The sequence below is a fragment of the Acidovorax sp. GW101-3H11 genome (assembly GCF_001633105.1).
Taxonomy (GTDB): domain Bacteria; phylum Pseudomonadota; class Gammaproteobacteria; order Burkholderiales; family Burkholderiaceae_C; genus Acidovorax.
In genome coordinates this window covers 334,681-354,359 of the sequence record NZ_LUKZ01000009.1, presented here as the reverse complement: position 1 = coordinate 354,359, position 19,679 = coordinate 334,681, and the positions used below count along the sequence as shown (strand labels likewise).

At 66.4% G+C, this 19,679-nt stretch carries 9 protein-coding genes; 7 read left to right on the top strand and 2 right to left on the bottom strand.

Annotated features, from left to right (window positions below):
• Positions 1-24 precede the first annotated feature (24 nt).
• Positions 25-1,782, top strand: a complete 1,758-nt coding sequence (gene ptsP, locus A1D30_RS07595) for a phosphoenolpyruvate--protein phosphotransferase (RefSeq protein WP_063460162.1) — start codon at positions 25-27, stop codon at positions 1,780-1,782.
• Positions 1,783-1,846: 64 nt separating this feature from the next.
• Positions 1,847-3,076, top strand: a complete 1,230-nt coding sequence (locus A1D30_RS07590) for an MFS transporter (protein WP_063460855.1) — start codon at positions 1,847-1,849, stop codon at positions 3,074-3,076.
• Between the two features lie 51 nt (positions 3,077-3,127).
• On the opposite strand, the gene A1D30_RS07585 is transcribed toward A1D30_RS07590, so the two are convergent.
• The gene (locus tag A1D30_RS07585) at positions 3,128-3,961 is read right to left on the bottom strand and encodes a DMT family transporter (RefSeq protein ID WP_063460161.1); all 834 of its coding nucleotides are present in this window, start codon (positions 3,959-3,961) and stop codon (positions 3,128-3,130) included.
• A 79-nt stretch (positions 3,962-4,040) separates the two neighbouring features.
• Positions 4,041-4,763, bottom strand: a complete 723-nt coding sequence (locus A1D30_RS07580) for an AraC family transcriptional regulator (RefSeq protein WP_063460160.1) — start codon at positions 4,761-4,763, stop codon at positions 4,041-4,043.
• 154 nt (positions 4,764-4,917) lie between these two features.
• On the opposite strand from A1D30_RS07580, the gene A1D30_RS07575 reads away from it, so the two are divergent.
• The 5 genes from A1D30_RS07575 (at position 4,918) to A1D30_RS26000 (ending at position 19,421) form a co-directional block, all read left to right on the top strand.
• Positions 4,918-7,080, top strand: coding sequence for a type I secretion system permease/ATPase (locus A1D30_RS07575; RefSeq protein WP_063460159.1), 2,163 nt, complete (start codon positions 4,918-4,920; stop codon positions 7,078-7,080).
• Position 7,081: 1 nt separating this feature from the next.
• Positions 7,082-8,497, top strand: coding sequence for an HlyD family type I secretion periplasmic adaptor subunit (locus A1D30_RS07570; protein ID WP_063460158.1), 1,416 nt, complete (start codon positions 7,082-7,084; stop codon positions 8,495-8,497).
• A gap of 5 nt (positions 8,498-8,502) precedes the next feature.
• On the top strand, positions 8,503-9,147 hold the full coding sequence (locus A1D30_RS07565) for a response regulator transcription factor (RefSeq protein ID WP_063460157.1): 645 nt from the start codon (positions 8,503-8,505) through the stop codon (positions 9,145-9,147).
• Complete coding sequence (locus tag A1D30_RS07560; RefSeq protein ID WP_063460854.1) at positions 9,140-9,373, top strand: hypothetical protein; 234 nt, start codon at positions 9,140-9,142, stop codon at positions 9,371-9,373. Before A1D30_RS07565 ends, A1D30_RS07560 begins: the two co-directional genes overlap by 8 nt.
• Positions 9,374-9,518: 145 nt before the next feature.
• Complete coding sequence (locus tag A1D30_RS26000; RefSeq protein ID WP_063460156.1) at positions 9,519-19,421, top strand: retention module-containing protein; 9,903 nt, start codon at positions 9,519-9,521, stop codon at positions 19,419-19,421.
• Positions 19,422-19,679 lie beyond the last annotated feature (258 nt).

The following is a 19,679-nucleotide window of genomic DNA, read 5'->3' as shown; positions in this document are numbered from 1 at the left end:
CCCTTTTGACCCCGTGACACCACCATGACCTTTTCCGTCCACGGTCTCGCCGTCGCACGCGGCATCGCCATCGGCCGTGCCGTGCTGGTGGCATCGAGCCGCGTGGATGTGGCGCACTATTTTGTCGAGCCCTCCCAGGTCGAGGGCGAAATCGAGCGCGTGCGCCAGGGCCGCAACGCCGTGGTCGAGGAACTGCAGCGCCTGCAGACCGACATGCCCACCGACGCGCCGCACGAGCTGACCGCGCTGCTCGATGTGCACCTGATGCTGCTGCAGGACGAGGCCTTGACCGGCGGCGTCAAGCACTGGATCACCGAGCGGCTGTACAACGCCGAGTGGGCTTTGACCACGCAGCTCGAAGTGATTGCGCGCCAGTTCGACGAGATGGAGGACGAGTACCTGCGCGAGCGCAAGGCCGACCTGGAGCAGGTGGTGGAGCGCATCCTGCGCCACATGAAGGGCGTGGCCAGCCCCGTGGCGCCACCCGCCAGCAGCCCGCGCCGCAAGACGCAGCAGGATTTGCTGCTGGACGACACGGTGGACGTGCCCCTGGTGCTGGTGGCGCACGACCTCTCGCCCGCCGACATGCTGCAGTTCAAGCAAAGCGTGTTCGCCGGGTTTGTGACTGACGTGGGCGGCAAGACATCGCACACCGCCATCGTGGCGCGCAGCATGGACATCCCCGCCGTAGTGGGCGCGCGCGCCGCCAGCCAGCTGGTGCGGCAGGACGACTGGGTCATCATCGACGGCGATGCGGGCGTGGTCATCGTCGATCCTTCGCCCATCATCCTGGCCGAATACGGCTTTCGCCAGCGCCAGGTCGAGCTGGAGCGCGAACGCCTGGCGCGCCTGCGGCACACGCCCGCCATCACCATCGACGGCCACAAGATCGAGCTGCTGGCCAACATCGAGCAGCCCGGCGACGCCGCCGCCGCCGTGCGCGCAGGCGCCGTGGGCGTGGGCCTGTTCCGCAGCGAATTTTTGTTCATGGGCAAAAGCGGTAACCTGCCCGGCGAAGACGAGCAGTACCGCGCCTACTGCGAGGCCATCGACGGCATGCAGGGCCTGCCGGTCACCATCCGCACCATCGACGTGGGGGCCGACAAGCCGCTCGATAACAAGGCCCACAAGGACAACTACCTGAACCCCGCGCTGGGCCTGCGCGCCATCCGTTGGAGCCTGGCCGACCCGGCCATGTTCCGCACCCAGCTGCGCGCCGTGCTGCGTGCGGCCGCGCATGGCAAGGTGAACCTGCTGTTCCCCATGCTCGCGCACACGCACGAGATCCAGCAGACGCTGGCCCAGGTCGATCTGGCCCGCGCCGAGCTGGACGCGCGTGGCGAGCCCTACGGCCCCGTGCAGCTGGGCGCGATGATCGAGGTGCCCGCCGCCGCGCTCATGGTGCGCACCTTCCTCAAGTATTTCGACTTCCTCTCGATCGGCACCAACGACCTGATCCAGTACACGCTGGCCATCGACCGTGCCGACGAGGCCGTGGCCCACCTGTACGACCCGCTGCACCCCGCCGTGCTGCGCCTGGTGGGCGATGTGATCGCCGAGGGTGAACGCCAGGGCAAAAGTGTGTGCGTGTGTGGCGAAACGGCGGGCGACGTGACCATGACGCGCCTGCTGCTGGGCCTGGGCCTGCGCAGCTTCTCCATGCACCCCGCGCAGATCCTGGCGATCAAGCAGGAGGTGCTGCGCGCCGACACCCGCAAGCTCGCGCCCTGGGCGCAGCAGGTGATTGGCGGCGAGGAGCCTGCCACGCTGCTGGCTTCTTAAGGTTTATCAAAATTGATAGCATCCAAGGCATGCTGATCAGGCGCAAAGGGCCGATTTGACTCCTATTTCTGCGCCCGCTGCAGACGCCTCCCTCATCGACTCGCGCCAGGCCCTGCAGCGCCTGCTGGCCACGCTGGGCCTGGTGGTGCTGGGCAACAGCAGCATGTACGTGGTGTCGGTGGTGCTCCCGGCGGTGCAGGCCGAGTTCGGCGTCGGTCGCGCCAGCGCCTCGCTGCCCTACACGCTGATGATGGTCTGCCTGGGGCTGGGCGGCCTGGTCACCGGCCGACTCGCCGACCGCCACGGCCTCACGCCCGTGCTGTGGCTCGGCGCGCTGGCCGTGCTGGGCGGTTTTGTGGGCGCGGCGCTCTCCGGCAGCATCTGGGCGTTTGGCATCGCGCATGCGGTGATGGGGTTCATCGGCAGCTCGGCCACCTTTGCGCCGCTGCTGGCCGACACCGCGCTGTGGTGGAACCGGCGGCGCGGCATTGCGGTGGCGGTGTGTGCCAGCGGCAACTACGTGGCGGGCGCGCTCTGGCCGCCCATCGTGCAGTACGGCATCGACACCATCGGCTGGCGGCCCACCTACATGGCGCTGGGCGTGGTCTGCGGCCTGGGCATGCTGGCCCTGTCCCTGCGCATGCGCCAGCGCCCGCCCGCCATCCAGGCTGCAGCGGTTGGCGCCAGCACCATGCCCGTGGACCGCGCCCGCCCCTTTGGCCTGGCGCCGGGCACCGCGATGGCGCTGCTGTGTGTGGCGGGCGTGGCCTGCTGCGTGGCCATGGCCATGCCGCAGGTGCACATCGTTGCCTACTGCACCGACCTGGGGTTTGGCGCGGCCCAGGGCGCGCAGATGCTGTCGCTCATGCTGGCCTGCGGCATCGTGAGCCGCCTGGTCTTCGGGCTGATCTGCGACCGCATCGGCGGCATCCGCACGCTGCTGCTGGGCTCGGCGCTGCAGGGTGTGGCGCTGCTGCTGTTTCTGCCGTACGACGGACTGGTGCCGCTGTACATCATCTCGGCGCTGTTCGGCCTGTTCCAGGGCGGCATCGTGCCGACCTACGCCATCATCGTGCGCGAGCACTTTGAGCCCGCCCAGGCCAGCGTGCGGGTGGGCGCCGTGATCATGGCCACGCTGGTGGGCATGGCGCTGGGCGGCTGGCTGTCGGGCTGGATCTTCGACATCACCGGCAGCTACCACGCCGCGTTTGTGAACGGCATTGGCTGGAATTTGCTGAACCTGTCCATCACCGGCTGGCTGTTTCTGCGGGTGCGCAGAAATACTCAAAATTGATAGCTATCAAGCAATGATGGACGCGCGGTAGCGGCCATTTTTGCTTGAATTTCAGCGGGCCCGCATGCCCATGACGGCCGCGCCAATGATCATCACCGTCGCCAGCGCAATGCTGGCGCTGAACTGGCGCCCGCTCGCCACGATCAGCAACGCGGTGGAGGCCAGGGGTGTGATGTAGCTCAGGATGCCGATGTGCCGCGCGTCGCCCAGCTTGAGCGCCTTGTCCCACATGAAAAACGACGCCCCCAGCGGCCCCAGGCCCAGCACGGCCAGCAGCGCCCAGTCGCGCGGCTGCAGGCTGACGGCGGGCTCCAGCGCCACATGGCAGAGCAGCGACAGCACCCCCGACACCAGCCCGAACAGCCCGATGGCCGTGGTCGGGAAGGCGGCCACGCGCTTGGTCAGCAGCGAGTAGGTGGCCCAGATGAAGGCGGCAGCCAGCGCGGGCAGGTAGCCCCAGGCCAGGGTGCCGCTCAGCTCGCGCCCACCCGCAATCGCAATGGCCGCGCCCCCAAAGCCCAGCAGCGCCGCCAGCAGATGCGGCAGGCGCAGCGCCACGCCCGGCAACACCACGGGCGAAAGCACCACGATGAACAGCGGCCAGAGGTAGTTGACCAGGTTGGCCTCGACCGGCGGCGCGTGGCGCAGCGCGATGAACAGCAGGAAGTGGTAAGCGAACAGCCCATAGACCCCCAGCGCCAGCGTGCGCAGCGGAATGCGCCACTGCGACGGATCGCGCAGCACAAAAGGCCAGGCGGGCACGCTGCCGATGATGAGCGCAATGCCCGTGAGCAGGAACGGCGGAACATGGGTGAGCGACACGCCCAGCGAGGCGAGCGAGGCCCACAGCGCAATGGCGCCCAGGGCGTAGAGGTTGGCTTGCATGGGGGACGAGCTTACGCGCACCCATCGTCGCGCAACGGCGGTTTGTCGTCGCGTGCTGGGGGTTGCCCTGCGTCCGGCGTCAAGGATGCTGGGTGCGGCGCAGGGCGGCCGTCAGGGCCGAGGGCGAGCGGTAGCCGGTGCGCCGCGCCACTTCGGCCACCGTCATGCCGGTGCCACGCAGCAGCCGCGCGTGCGCCAGGCGCTGGCTGCGCAGCCAGGCCATGGCACCCATGCCCAGGTCGTCCTGGCAGCGGGCGGCAAACTGGCTGGGGCTCAGGTGCACCTGCGCGGCCAGGTCGGCCACGGTCAGCTCGGTGTGCCACTGCCGTGCGGCCCATTGCTGCAGCGCAGGCCAGTCGATGGGGCGGCGGCGCGTGGGGCCCGGGGCTGCGTACGCCTGTGTGGCAGGCCCGTGCCCAGCGGCCAGCCAGGCCTCGCGCAGCAAGGCAGGGCCATGGGCCAGCGCCAGCGGGCGGCCCTGCTGCAGCGCGCTGGCCAGGTAGTGCGCCAGGGGCAGCGCCTGGGCGGGCGGGGCCATCGCCGCTGGCGGGCGCACGAGTGCCGACCAGGCCGGGTGGGCGCTGTCGAGCACCAGGCACAGGCTGCCCCCTGCAGACTCGAAATCGTGCCGGTCCCCCGGGGCGATGACACAGCCCCCGCCGGTGGCCACCCGCACGCCGCGCCCTTCCACCTCCAGCTCCAGCGCACCCGACAGCCCCAGCAGGATCTGGAAGTGGTCGTGGCTGTGGCTGCCGGGGGAGGCGCCGTAGCGGCGCAGGGAGAGCTGGTCTGGGGTGTCCATGGGGGCGGTCCGATCCCGGATTTTGCTGCAACCGGCGGCCAGGCTCCAGAGGGGCGCGGCCGGGGCGGGTGTTCCCGAGGCTGCCATTTAGTGCTTCGCGGTTTGAATTTATGTTGCTAGAGTGAATTCGAACATTAAGCAACAAGGAATTCATATGGTTTCAAATGCAGGTGTGGCACCGCCTGCAGAGCTTGCAGGGGGCAGTCCCGACGAGTTGTTGTCGTGCCTGCTCATCGTGGCCAAGGCCCACGGCCTGCCGTCCACCGCCGAGGCGGTGATGGCAGGCCTGCCCGCTGACAACCACCGGCTCACGCCCAGCCTGTTTGCGCGCGCTGCGCGCCGGGCGCACATGAGCAGCCGCCTGGTGCGCGAGCCCCTGGCGCGGGTCAAGGATGTTTTGTTGCCTGCGGTGTTGCTGCTGCAGGGCGACCGTGCCTGCGTGCTGCTGGGCTGGAGCGAGGACCGCAGCGAGGCGCTGGTGGTGTTGCCCGAGCTGGGCGATGCCCCCATCCAGGTGTCGTGCGCCGCGCTGGAGGCGGACTACCTGGGTACCACGGTGTACGTGCGCCCATCCCAGCGGTTTGACGCGCGGGCGCCGCAGGTGAAAGCCGGGCGGCATGGGCACTGGTTCTGGTCGGTGCTGGCAGAAAACCATGGCCTGTACCGCGACGTGCTGCTGGCCGCGCTGCTGGCCAACCTGTTCGCGCTGGGCATGCCCATCTTCACCATGAATGTGTACGACCGCGTGGTGCCCAACAACGCGGTGGACACCCTGTGGGTGCTGGCGCTGGGGCTGTCCATCATGCTGGTGGGTGACCTGGTGCTGCGCACCCTGCGGGGGCGTTTTGTGGACCTGGCCAGCAGCCGTGCGGACGTGAAGCTGTCAGCCCACATCATGGAAAAGGTGCTGGGCACGCGCATGGAGCAGCGGCCTGCGTCGGCGGGCTCGTTCGCGTCGAACCTGCGGTCTTTCGAGTCGGTGCGGGATTTCATCAGCTCGGCCTCGGTGGTGGCGTTCATCGACCTGCCCTTTGCGCTGATTTTTGTCGTGGTGATTGGCTGGATCTCCTGGCCCATGCTGATTCCGCTGCTCGTCGGGGCCCTGGTGATGCTGCTGTATGCCCTGGCGGTGCAGGGGCGCATGCACGAGTTGTCTGAAACCACCTACCGCGCCGGGGCACAGCGCAATGCCACGCTGGTCGAGGCGCTGGTGGGCTTCGAGACCGTGAAGGCGCTGGGCGCCGAGGCGCCGCTGCAGCGCAAGTGGGAGCGCAGCACGGCGCTGCTGGCGCGCGTGGGCGTGCAGCTGCGCCTGCTCTCGGCCACGGCCAGCAACAGCTCGGCCTTTCTGCAGCAGCTCATCAACCTGGTGATCGTGATCCTGGGTGTGTACATGATTGGCGAGCGGCAGCTGACCATGGGCGGCCTGATCGCCTGCACCATGCTGGCCTCGCGCGCCATGGCGCCGGTGGGGCAGGTGGCGGGGCTGCTGGTGCAGTACCACACGGCCTCCACCGCGCTGACCTCGCTGAATGAAATGATGAAGCGCGAGGTGGACAGGCCCGAGGGCGCGAATTTCATCAGCCGGGGGCGGCTGCAGGGCGGCATCGAATTCCGCGACGTGAGCTTCACCTACCCGGGCCAGCAGTCGGCGTCGCTGCGCAATGTCACGCTGAACATCAAGCCTGGGGAGCGTGTGGCCATCCTGGGGCGCATCGGCTCGGGCAAGACCACGCTGCAGAAGCTGATCCTGGGGCTGTACCGGCCCACATCGGGGGCGGTGCTCATCGACGGGATCGACCTGCGCCAGCTGGACCCTGCCGAGCTGCGGCGGCAGATGGGCTACGTGCAGCAGGACGTGATGCTGTTCTATGGCTCGCTGCGCGACAACATCACGCTGGGCGCACCGCTGGCGGATGACGCCTCGGTGGTGCGCGCCGCCGAGATCGGGGGCATCCTGCCCCTGATCAATGCCCACCCGCAGGGCTTCGACATGTTGGTGGGGGAGCGCGGGGAGTCGCTGTCCGGGGGGCAGCGCCAGGGGGTCTCGATTGCGCGCGCCGTGATCAACGACCCGGCCGTGCTGCTGCTGGACGAGCCCACCTCGTCCATGGACCATTCGAGCGAAGAAGACATCAAGCGCCGCCTGGCCGATTTCTCCCAGGGCCGCACCCTGGTGCTCATCAGCCACCGCACATCGCTGCTGGCGCTGGTGGACCGCATCATCGTGATGGACGCGGGCCGCGTGGTGGCCGACGGCCCCAAGGAGCAGGTGGTGCAGGCCCTGCGGCAAGGTCGCATCGGAAAGGCGGTGTGACATGGCCGAACTCAACGAGAAAGCCTTCGAGCAGATCGGGCGCGCCGTCAAGACGGGCGGGGCGGCCAGCGACTCGGTCTTCGGCCACATGGTCAAGCGGCTCACGCCCGCAGGGACTGCCGAGTCGCTGGACTGGGCGGATGATGCCGACTGGGCGCGCCTGCAGCAGGAGCCCCTGCGCGCCCGCGCACTGCTGCGGCTGGCGGTTCTCTTCTTGTTGCTGCTGGTGCTCTGGGCCGCGTATGCCGAGCTGGACGAGGTGACGCGCGGCGATGGCAAGGTGGTGCCCACCAGCCAGGTGCAGGTGATCCAGAGCGTGGACGGTGGCATTGTGGAAGAGCTGCCCGTGCGCGAGGGGCAGCTTGTGGAGGCCGGCCAGCTGCTGCTGCGTGTGGACTCCACCCGGTTCCTGTCCACCATGCTTGAAAGCAGGGCCAGCCTGCTGGCCCTGCAGGCCAAGGCCTTGCGTCTGCAGGCGCTGACGCAGGGGGGCAGCTTCCTCCCGCCGCCCGAGCTGCTGCGGGACGCGCCGGACATCGTGGCGCAGGAGATGCGCCTGTACCGATCGCGGCGCGAGGAGATCAGTGCCCAGGTGTCCATTTCGCAGAACCAGCTGATGCAGCGGCAGCAGGAACTCAACGAGGTGCGCGCGCGCAAGGAGCAGGCCGAGCGCGGGCTGGAGCTGATGCTGAAGGAACTCAATGCCACCAAACCCATGGTGGCCACGGGCGCTGTCTCCGAGGTGGAGGTGCTGAGGCTGGACCGCGAGGTGGCGCGGCTGCGCGGGGACCGCGAGCAGGCGGATGCGCAGATTTCCAGGGTCCAGGCGGCCATCCAGGAGGCCACCCGGCGCATCGAGGAGGTGCAGCTCACGGCGCGCAACCAGATGAGTTCCGAGCTGTCGGAGACCATGAGCAAGCTCTCCAGCATGTCGGAGGGCGGGCGCGCGCTGGCCGACAAGGTCAAGCATGCCGACATCCGCTCGCCCGTGCGTGGCACGGTTAAACGCCTTCTGGTCAACACCGTGGGCGGGGTGGTGCAGCCGGGCAAGGAGGTGGTGGAGATCGTTCCCTCGGACGATGCACTGATCCTGGAGGCACAGGTGAGCCCGCGCGACATCGCCTTTTTGCATCCCGGCCAGGAGGCGATGGTCAAGTTCACGGCCTACGACTTCTCCATCTATGGCGGGCTGGTGGCCGAGGTGGTGAACATCAGCGCCGACTCCGTGGTCGATGAAAAGGGCAACGCCAACTACCTGGTGCGTGTGCGCACGCGCAAGGCCAGCCTGGGGCCCAACCTGCCCATCATCCCTGGCATGGTGGCGCAGGTGGACATCCTCACAGGCAAGAAGACCGTGCTGGCCTACCTCCTCAAGCCTGTGTTGCGAGCCAAGGCCAATGCCTTGTCGGAGAGGTGAAACCCATGCGCCACTTTCTGGCCAGCGACGCTGTGCAGCCATCCGACCGCTGGTGGATGGCTTTCCCGCAGGGAGCCCGTTTTGGCAAAGCCGACCGGCCCGCCCTGGTAGATGCCTTGCAGAAGGCAGACGCCGCACCTGCGGCCGTGTGGCTGAGCACGGAGTATTCCGATTGGCCGGAGTTGCTGCGCACGGTGCTGGCGCAGGCGCCTGCGGCCCGGGTGGTGGTGGTGTCCGGAGTGCCGGAGGACCGCGAGGGGCTGCGCGCCATCAACGAAGGCGCGCGCGCCTACTGCCATCTCTTCGCAGTCCCTGAAATGCTGCAGGAGGTGGCAGTGGTCGTGCAGCATGGGGGACTGTGGGTCGGGCCTGCGCTGGTGGCCCGGCTGGCAGCGGCCACCTGGAGTCTGACGGCGTCTCAGACCCCGGCGCAAGGGCAGGAGGATCTGCAGCAACTGTTGTCTTCGCGCGAGCTGGAGGTGGCCCAGGCTGTGGCCCGGGGGCTCTCCAACAAGGAGATTGCCGAGAAACTTTTCATTTCGGAGCGGACGGTGAAGGCCCACCTGGGCGCCACCTTCGAAAAACTCCAGGTGCGGGACCGCGTGCAGCTGGTGCTGCGTCTCAACCACGGTGCCAATGGCCATGCCTGACAAAGACACCCACCCCAAAGACACCCATCTTTTGAGTTCTTCGGACGCGGGGCTGGCCCGGGTCACGGAAGACCTGATCGAGCTGCTGATCGCCCGGGGCGTCATCCGCTTTACAGACCTGCCGTTGGCGGCGCAGAACAAATTGCTGGAGCGCAAGGAGACCCGGGCGCGGCTCAGCAATAGCCTGGATCTATTGGGAGACGATTCGGGCAACGAAACAATTTGAGACCTTTGGGGTGCCAGACCCACAAAAGTGGACCTAAGTCCAATGGTGAGCCAGAGGCCCTGTCGGTAGCCTTCACAGCTATCAGTCACATGCCGTTCTTCTGGGCAAAAAAGCGCAGAGGTTTCTGGTTCACCGGAGCATTCTCATGTCTCAAATCGCCACCGTCGTTGCCGTGACCGGCACAGCCTTTGCGGTCGATGCCAATGGCAATCGCCGCGCCCTCAAAGCGGGGGACATTCTGCAAAAAGGGGAGGTGGTCCAGACCCCGGCGGGCTCCAGGGTGGAGCTGCTGATGGACGACGGCAAGGTGCTGGCCGTGGCGCCCGAGCAGAACATCAAGCTCGACGAAAGTGTTACGCAGACCGCCGAGCGCCCCACGGCGCAGGATGCCAGCGTGGCCCAGGGGACCATCGACACCGTGATCCAGGCGCTGGAGCGTGGCGGCGACCTGAGCGACCAGCTGGAAGCCACGGCGGCCGGCCTGGGTGGCGGCGGTGGTGGTGAAGGCGAGGGCAGCAGCTTTGTGCAGCTGCTGCGCATCTTCGAGGGGGTGGACCCTCTGGCCTATCTGTACAGCTTCACGCCCCAGTCGTCGCCGGACATCGATGTGAATCCGCTGGCGGTACTGGCGCTCGATACGCCCGCACCGGCGCCTGCGCCCGCACCGGCCCCCACGCCCGTGCCTCCCGCTCCGCCACCAGCCCCAAATCCTCCGGTGCCTGCACCCCCCCCACCACCTGCACCTCCCCCACCCGGCCCTCCACCTGTGTCGCCTCCTCCCCCTCCCCCATCGCCCGAGCCGGTGCGGGTGAACCTGAACATCACACTCGAAGAAGAGTCTGTTCCCTCTGGTCGCGGTAGCCGCAGTGTGAACGGTGTGATTGGCAATGATGAGGACGAAGGCCTCTACAGCTACCAGCAAGGGACGTTCGACTTGGGCGGTGGCAGCATTTTTTCCATCAGCGTGCCGGGCTTTGCGCCTGTGCCTGTCACGACAGAAGGCGTGACCATCTACTTCAATGCCTTGGGCCAACCCGTACCGCAGGGCGATCCGACGCCCCCGGCGGTCCTGCTGGTCATCACCTCCAGCGGTAGCTATACGCTGACGGTGGTCGGTCCGCTGCAGCATGCAAGCGGCCCAGACCTGCCTGCAGAGAACATGCTGTTCCTGCCCACGGTGACCATCAATGGTTTCACGGGCGAAGGTGGGGCGTTCACGGCCGAGGTGGGCATGTCCGTGCAGGACGACATCCCCGTGATCGATTCCAGCACCGAAGGCATCCCCACGCTCATGACCTCGGACCGTGGCGTGAACCAGGCCACCAACACCGGCGCCGAAGGAACCGAAAACAACCCACAAGGGCCCGACGCGGACACCGACAGCAACACCTTCAACGGCACGGCGTTTGTGGTGTCCTTTGGCGCCGATGGTCCCAAGCTGCGTCCTGGCGGAGGCAGTGAGGGTGAGGGAGAGAAGACGCCCGATGGCTACGCTTTTGCCTTCCAGATCGGCAACGGCGGCGCGACGGGACTGTATGCCACCGGCACCAACACCGAGATCATGCTCAGCGCCACCGGCAACCCCGGCGAAGTGGTGGGGCGCGACGGCAGTGGCAATGTGATCCTCACGCTGCAGATGGATCCGCAGACGGGTGCTGTGGTCATGACCCAGACGGGCGCCATTCGCCATGCCACGCCCGACGGCGTGGAAGGCGGGCAGGACGAGCTGCAGGCCATTGGCAAGGGCGTGCTTTCCGTGGTGCTGGCCGCCACGGACAACGACGACGACACCGTGATGGCCGCGCTGGACCTGGGTGGGCGGCTGCTGTTTGGCGACGACGTGCCGGTCTATCGCTACGGCAACGACGGGGAAGAATGGCCCGAAGAGGGCGGTGAAAACCAGTACCTGCAAGCAGGGCTGGAGCCCAGCCTGTCGCTGGACGCCGAGGAAGAGTCCGTGCGCGTCGATGGCAGCAAGATCGGCAACGACGAGAACGACCTGCCGCTCACCTCCACGGCCAATGGTGGGCTCACCCAGATCAATGGCGCCATCAACTGGGGTGCCGATGGTTTCGGCCAGCTCACCGGCGTGCGTGTGGGCAGCGGCGAAGGTGCCAGCGTGGTACCGGTCGGCCAGACCGTCTGGTTTGGCGCCGATGGCTCCGTGATTCCTTCGGGCCCCGGTGGTGCCCGGCCCGAGGGTGCTGCAGCCAGCTTGCTGGTGGAAGCCTCGGGCAGCTACACCCTGACCGTGCTGGCCACCATGAACCATGCGGCCGGTGGGACCGTGGTGCAGGGCGAAGATTGGCTCAACCTTGAAACCGTGCGCCTGATGGGCGAAGACGGCGACGGCGACCCCATCACCGTGGCCCTGGAGACCCGGGTGCAGGACGATGTCCCGGTGCACGTGAAGGTGCTGGGCGTTCCTGTGCCACTGCTTGCGCTGCTGGAAGAAGAGTCCGCATCGAACGGCGATGGCGGCGTGATTGGCAACAATGAAACCGGGTTCTTTGACCCGCTGAGCGCCTCCACCGGCAACCAGTCCATGACCGGTGTCGTGCGCTGGGGGGCTGACCAGTTTGGTGGTGTGGTGGCGGTGCGGATTGCGGGCCAGGAATATGCCGTGGGCAATGCAGGCGCCACGGTGTACCTGGACCGCGACGGCCAGCCCATTGCCGATGGCGACACCACAACGCCTCGCTCCGTGGCGCTGGAGATCGACGGAGCTTCCGGCGGTTACAGCCTGACGGTGATCGGACCTCTGAACCACGAGGCGGGCTGGGGCGAAAACCTGCTGCTGCTGCCCACGGTGACTTTCGTGGGGGTGGACGGCGACGGTGACCGCATCGGGGTGGACCTGTACGCCAAGATCCAGGATGACGTGCCCGAGCACGCCAAGGTGGACGGCAAGGTTGTCAAGCTCAGTGTCCTGGTGGAAGAAGAGTCGGTGCCCGTGTCGGGCGGCGGCACGCTGGGCAACAACGAAACCGAGAACCCTGACCTGAGCTACGTGAAGTCCGACGCCACGGGCTTCCAGGGCGCGGTGAAGTGGGGGGCTGACCAGTTCGGCGGCCTCACGGGCATCAAGGTGCAGACCGGGTTCTTGACCGAAAACAGTTACAGCCCGGTGAGCGGCGTGGTGACGGTGTACTTCGACCAGAACGGCAAGGCGCTGGCGGCAGGGGCCACCAGCGGCGCCGCTGTGCTGACGGTGAATGCAGAAACCGGGGCCTACCAGTTCCAGGTGCTGTCGGCACTCAAGCACTCCTCGCAGGGCGAGGATCTGCTGAACCTGCCCAGAATCATGTTCATGGGCCAGGACGGCGATGGCGACACCATCGGCGTGGAACTCAATGCATCGATCAAGGACGATGTACCCATCGTGACGGTGTCCGAAGCCGTGCCTGTGGCGGCACATGGTTTCACGGTCGAGTACAAAGGCGGCGAGGCGGGCTACAACAACAGCTTCGGCTACTACTTCAAGAATCCCGACGGTACGATCGACACCTCCAAAGGCGGCATGGTGCTCTGGGACAACGTCAAGACCGAGGGCAATGCGGCGGTGTCGCTGCCCACAGGGGTCACGGCGGACCAGATCGGTTTCTTCATCATTCCCAACGGGGACGGCCGCAACGGCACACTGGGAGATACGCAGGCCGTGTCCTTCCAGCAGGTCAACGGAAAGTGGACGGCCTTTGTAGGAGGCGTTGCCCTGTCGGGCGACGGCGCGCCGGTCTATTTCTCGGACCAGCGGCTCAACAGCGACGGCCAGTCGCATGTGCAGCAGACTCCCTCCGGAACCTCGGCCGGCCAGGGCAGCAAGGGCAACTTCAACTGGGAAGACCTCAAGATCACTTCCACCAGTTCGGACAAGGACTATGACGACGTCAACCTGAACCTGAACTGGAACGTGCCGCTGCTGGTGAAGGATGCCGAGGCCGATGCAGGCACCAGCTCTGACACGGACGGCAAGGCGCTTTCGGGCAGCTTCCAGTTCAGCTTCGGGGCGGACGGCGCTGCTGCCACGGGCAGCAAGACGTTTGGCCTGAGCGTGGGTGCCCAGGGGCAGGCATCTGCCCTGAAGGACACCGCAACGGGTTCTACCGTGCTGGTGAAGATGGAGGGCGGCGCAGCCGTGGGCTACATCCTCATCGGTGGTGTCCAGACCAATGTGTTCAAGGTCACGGTGGCCGGCGATGCGGCCAACAACGGCCAGGTGACGGTGGAGCAGTTCCGTGCGGTGGTGCACCCCACCAACGATCCGCACGAGATCGTCAACATCGGCGGTGGCGTGATCCAGCTGACGGCGCAGGCCAAGGACGGCGATGGCGACAAGTCCAACGTGGCCACTTACGACATTGGTCGGCAGATCAACTTCCAGGACACCGGGCCCGTGGCTGCGGACGATGCCCGCAACCTGGTGGCCACAGCCGGTGCCACGGGCACCACAAGCCATGCGCTGGGCAGCGTGCTCAGCAACGATGCCTATGAGGCCAAGGCCGACGGCGGCACTGCCAGTGTGGTGTTCACACGCTCTGGAGGCGACCGGTCGTACGACACCACCGATCTCACCGGCCCGTCGCTGGATGCCACGGGCACCATGGGTGCGCTCAAGATCACGACCGACGGTACCGTGTCCTACACCCTCGACAACCTCAAGGCCATGGCCCTGGGCGCCGGGGCCACGCTGACCGACCAGTTCAACTACCAGATGAAGGACGCAGACGGCGACACCGATGTGGCCAACGTGCGCGTGACGGTACAAGGCGTCAACGATGCGCCCGAGTTCGTGACCGGCAACGACCAGACGACCCAGATATGGATCGACAAGGACGGCGATGGCAACAAGGACGAAGGCGAAGTGTCGCGCTACTCCGGGGCGAACGCTGACCAGATTGCCGTGAGCGTGCAGGAAGACGCCCTGGCGCAGGGCAACCGCGAGAACCCCGGCCAGAGCACCACGGACTCCGCCAGTTTTGGCGTGGCGGACCCGGACATCGGCGACACCGTGTCGGTGCGCTTTGACACCACGGGCCCCTTGCCTGTGCTGACCTCCGGCGGTGTGGCCATCCAGTGGGTGCCCAATGCCGCTGGCACCGAACTCGTGGGCAAGGTGGGCGACACCGCCATCATCAAGGTGACCATTGGCGGCAGCTACGACAGTGGCTACACCAGCAATGTTGTTCTGCTGGGCCCGGTCGATCACGCCCGCCCGGCCGCTGGGACGAGCACCGACGGCGACGTGAAGGAGCTGAACTTCACCGTCATCGCCAACGACCGGCCCGCCAACCCGGCCACCGGCCTTACCGACTCCATGGCCCTCAAGGTCTCGCTGGAGGACGATGCACCCGTTGCGAAGCTGGTGGAGGGAACCTCTCAGGCCGTGGTGCTGACGGCGATGCTGGAGGAAGAATCTGCCATGCGCGATGGCGCGAAGATCGGCAACGACGAACGCGATGCCAGCGATCTCGTCAACGGAGCCCAGCTGGAGGCATCCACCGGCGTGCGCGTCATGACCGGGGCTGTCAGCTGGGGTGCGGATGGCTTCGGCAAGGTCACGGGTGTGCAGTTTGGTGGCGTCACCGTGGCCGTGGATGGTGTTTCCGGCGGCAAGGTGTATTTCAATGCAGCGGGCCAGGCGCAAACCGGCGCGACGGGAGCGGCTGCCGTGCTGGAGGTCAAGGCTAACGGTGAATACACGCTCACGGTGACCGGTGCACTGACCCACTCGGCGCAGGGCGAGGACACGCTGAACCTGGGCCGCGTGCAGATCGTGGGCGAAGACCGCGATGGCGACTCCATCGGTGTGGAGCTGGGTGTTAGCGTCAAGGACGACATCCCCGTCATCACCACGGTGGATCCCGACCCCGTTCCAGGCATCACGGTGCAACTGGTGGGCAGTGACGCCGGGTACAACAACACCTGGGGCTACTACATCAAGAATGGCAGTGGCGAGCCCACTGCCGGCATGGTGGTCTGGGACAACGTGAAGAACCAGCCGGTGACCAGCGTCACCCTGCCGCCCGGCGTGTTGCCTGGCCAGGTCGGCTTCTTCATGATTCCCAATGGCGACAGCCTCAATGGCGCGCTGGGCAACAACACCCCGGTGAGCTTCACCAAGGATGGTAACGGCCAATGGGTGGCGAACGTGGGAGGCTCTCCGCTCTCGGGCCAGGGGGCACCCGCGTTGTTCGACAACAGCAATTTGAATCTCGACGGCCTGTCGCATGTGAACACGGTGGCCGTGGGCTCCGTCACGGGCAATCAGAACTGGGAAGATATCTACGGTGGCGGTGACGGTGACTACAACGACGTCATGCTCAATGTCTCCATGCCGCTGCTGGTGGACGACAGCTTCCTGGATGTCGATGCGGAGTCCGATCTCGGGTCCACACGCTTCACAGTGAGCTATGGGGCAGACGGTGCCGCCACGCTGAACAGCAAGGTGTACGGCCTGGTGCTCAATGGCGGTGAAGGCAGCTCTTCGGGCTTCCGCGATACCGCGCTCTACTCCAACGGCCAGCCCTCGGATGTGCTGCTCAAGAGCGGCCCCGGCGGCTCGGTGATTGGCTTTGTGGTGGTGGATGGTGTGCAGAAAACCGTCTTCACGCTGTCCATCGATGCTGCCACGGGCGAGGTGACCTTCGACCAGCAGCGCACGGTGGTGCATTCCACACCGGGCGACTCGAACGAAGTGCAAGCGGGCATGGCGGGCAAGATTGGCCTGCAGCTCACCGCCGTTGACGGCGATGGCGATAAGGTCGATGCCAGCATCGACGTGGGCCGGATGCTGTTCATTGCCGATGATGGCCCGGTGGCTTTGGACGATACCGATGGCACGCAGTGGGTTGTGGACCGTTTGGAGGCCACAGGCAACGTGCTGACCGGTGTGGGCACCACCTCGGGCCTGGCCGGAAAAGACCAGCACGAAGGCATGCAGGACGGCGCCAAGGCAGAGGTGGTCCAGGTGCGCGCCGGTGCCGAAGGTGCGGTGTGGCCCCCCGGCACGGCTGTCGCCAGCGGCGGCAGCGCCACAGTGGCGGGCCAGTACGGCACGCTCACCATGGAATCCGACGGGGACTACACCTACACCGGCCACCAGACGACCATCCAGCTGGGTGGTGGGGTGGCAGTGCCTGCCGGGACCGATGCCTTCGACTACGGCAAGCCCTACACCACGAACCTGGGCGAGCAGCTCATCACCAACCCCAGCCCGGCGCAGACCGGCGGTGCCGTGGTCACCAGCCAGGGCAACGGCGCGGGGGTGGACGACCCGACCGAGCCCGTGCCGGGCGACGTGGGGGCGAGCACGCCCGAGCAGGTGGGGTATTCGCCCTCCCAGGGTACGGAAGCCCTGTCGGTGGACCTGGGCAAGATGGCGGTGCGGGCGGTGGTGGACATCTCCAACCTGTTCCAGAACGAATCGGGCCAGACGGGCAACAACGGCGAAACCGGCCGCTGGGAGGCTTTCGACGCCGCAGGCAACAAGGTGGGCGAGGGGATGATCGGCGGTTCGCTGTTCCAGAACGGCGCGAACGGCAGCGACCCTGTGCACCAGGGCCAGGTCGAGATCGAGGTGCTGGGTGCCGATGGCCACCCGATTGCCTTCCAGAACGTGGTGTTCTCTGGCGTGGACTACCTGGCGGGCGACAAAGGCAGCGACAGCTCAGATTATTTTGTGAAGGCCGTCAGCTTTGAAGAGTATGTGGAGACCGGCTCCAAGGACCAGTTCAGCTACCAGATGAAGGACGGCGATGGCGACACCGACAGTGCCACGCTGACCATCGACACGGGCCATGAGCTGAGTACCCAGGGCCTGGGTATGGTCTACGAAGACGGCCTGGCCACAGGCAATGTGGACAGCAGCCCGCACACCACCGACACCACAGGCACGCTGGGCATGGGCGGCGCCACCTACACGCTGGGGGTGCCGGTGCAGAAGATCACCTCTGCCGGCGACGAGGTGCGCTGGACGGTGTCGGGCGATGGCAAGACGCTGACGGGTGTGGCGGGGGCGGGCGCAGATGTGCGCACGGTGGCCGTGGCCACCATTGACGACAGCGGCCAGTACAAGCTGGAGCTGAAGGGCCAGGTGGACCACGCCTACACCGAAAGCGGCGAAGAAAACCTGTACCTGCAACTGGTGGCCAACAAGACCGAGGGCGGCGAGACCGAAGTGCAGGGCTTCAACATCAAGATCCAGGACGATGCGCCGGTCTACGTAGGAGGCACGCAGGACACGCTGGTCGCCAACAGCGGTGTGGGCGAGGTCGTCGCCGACCTGGGTGCCCGCGTCGGTGCCGATGTGGTGGGGGCGGACGTGAACATGGCCGCCACCACGACGGAGTCCGTGGGCGGCTCGTCGCTGCGCTATGTGTCCCTGTCTTACATGCAAGGGGGCTCGGTGCAGTCCACGGTGATGACGGTGGATGGCAACAAGGTGTATTACCAGGCCACCTCCGACGGCACCATCAAGGCGGTGTACGAAGACTGCGGGGAGATCAAGACGGCCTTCACGGTGGAAGGCGTGGTGAACGCCGATGGCACCACGAGCTATGTCACCAACATGGTGGCCGTGGCTGACAAGGTGCAGGTGGGAGTCACGGAAGTTCCTGGTGGCACAACAACGGTGTCCAAGACGGTGACCTTTGGCAACAGCACGCAGGACAAGGTGTACAAGCCCGACAACTACACCCAGTCGTCTTCTGGGGGCAAGGAGGACGCGGCGCGGTATGTGGATTCCGCCACGGGCGTTTACATGCAGATTTCCGCCGAGAAGGATAAGACCATCGTCAACGAGGTCGAGCGGCAGCGGGATGGTGATTGGGAGGTGAAGAAAGACGACACCACCTTTGGCCCTTCGACCAGCGGCGAGGACGTCAACTGGTCGTCCACGGGCGGCGGCAACGGTGGTGGGGGCTTTGGTGTGGGAGACAACTACATCGGCAACAAGAGTTCCGTGGGCGAAGAGGAAGACTCCCAGTCCGATGCCATCAAGGAAGGGGATGGCGCCGGGGAGCGGCTGGTCATCGAGTTCTTCAAGGCCGATGGAACCCGGCTGGCTGTGACCTCTGCGGGCTTCGAGCTGGACCACCTGGGCAAGAAGGAAACCGCCGTCGTCACTGCAGCCAACACGACCACGCCTGTGGGGTCGCCGATGGACATCCAGGGGACGACCTCGGGCAACAACACGAACAGCGGGAACGCCAGCGTGGAAACACCCGTCGGCGTGGACCCCAGCGGCACGACGACCTTCAACACGGTGCAGTTCGCGGCCAAGGACGGGACGGAGTACCGCGTGACGGACGCCATGACCTTGACCTACACCGAAACCGTGACCAAGCCCCCGGTCATTACGCCGGTCTACGCCGACCAGGTGTGGATCAACTTCCAGGCGGTGGTGGTGGATGGCGATGGTGACAAGCTGGCCGAACCCATCGACGTGAAGGTGGTGATTGATACCAACACTACGCTCGATGGTGACAAGGTGGACCTGTCCGATCCCGCCAAGGGCGGCCTGGCCATCAAGGGTGGCGATGCTTCCGAGACCATTGTGGGCAGTGCTGGCCACGACACTGTGCAGGCTGGCAAGGGCGATGACGTGGTCAAGGGCGGCGATGGCGATGACAAGCTCGACGGCCAGGCAGGCAACGACACGCTGGACGGCGGCAAGGGGAACGATACCCTGGTGGGCGGGAAAGGCAGCGACACACTCACTGGCGGGGATGGCGACGACACGATCAAGATCAACCTGGCGGACAGCACCCCCGGCGGCACCGACAAGGATGTCGTCAAGGACCTGGCCGAGGGCGACAAGATCGAGGTGGCCGACCTGCTGGCGGACGATGGTGGCGACCTGCTGGCCAGCCTGCCCCCCGCGGCCGTCGCAGGCGACACCACCGTCACGCTCGACAGCAACGGGCCTGCGGGCGGCGGCGCATCGCAGACGGTGGTGGTGGAAGACACCACGCCAGCAGCCCTGGCCGTGGACCTGGCCTTGGGGGCGCCCAGCGTGGCGACCATCGAGGTCAAGCCGAACGACGACTGACCACGCCACGTGCCTGGGACGGTGTTCCAGGCGCCTCCGGCCGCTGTGGCCCTTGCCTTCAGGCCCTTGCGCTTCGCTGCGTGAGGGCCTTTTCTATTGGGTTTTCAGTGGCGGTTTAAACAACGAAGTGCACGCAGCCCAAAGGTAGGCCCAGACAAGTAAGTGAAGATGACTTGTGTGACCTGCCAGTCAACCCAAGTGCACCATGAACTACACCCATCTGAGCCAAAGCGAACGTTACCAAATCCAATGCCTGCG

What these genes read in the sequence shown, in the direction of transcription:
- ptsP (WP_063460162.1), top strand. Translation starts at nt 25, where the DNA reads ATGACCTTTTCCGTCCACGGTCTCGCCGTCGCACGCGGCATCGCCATC.
- A1D30_RS07585 (WP_063460161.1), bottom strand. Translation starts at nt 3,961, where the DNA reads ATGCAAGCCAACCTCTACGCCCTGGGCGCCATTGCGCTGTGGGCCTCG.
- A1D30_RS07580 (WP_063460160.1), bottom strand. Translation starts at nt 4,763, where the DNA reads ATGGACACCCCAGACCAGCTCTCCCTGCGCCGCTACGGCGCCTCCCCC.
- A1D30_RS07575 (WP_063460159.1), top strand. Translation starts at nt 4,918, where the DNA reads ATGGTTTCAAATGCAGGTGTGGCACCGCCTGCAGAGCTTGCAGGGGGC.
- A1D30_RS07570 (WP_063460158.1), top strand. Translation starts at nt 7,082, where the DNA reads ATGGCCGAACTCAACGAGAAAGCCTTCGAGCAGATCGGGCGCGCCGTC.
- A1D30_RS07565 (WP_063460157.1), top strand. Translation starts at nt 8,503, where the DNA reads ATGCGCCACTTTCTGGCCAGCGACGCTGTGCAGCCATCCGACCGCTGG.
- A1D30_RS07560 (WP_063460854.1), top strand. Translation starts at nt 9,140, where the DNA reads ATGCCTGACAAAGACACCCACCCCAAAGACACCCATCTTTTGAGTTCT.
- A1D30_RS26000 (WP_063460156.1), top strand. Translation starts at nt 9,519, where the DNA reads ATGTCTCAAATCGCCACCGTCGTTGCCGTGACCGGCACAGCCTTTGCG.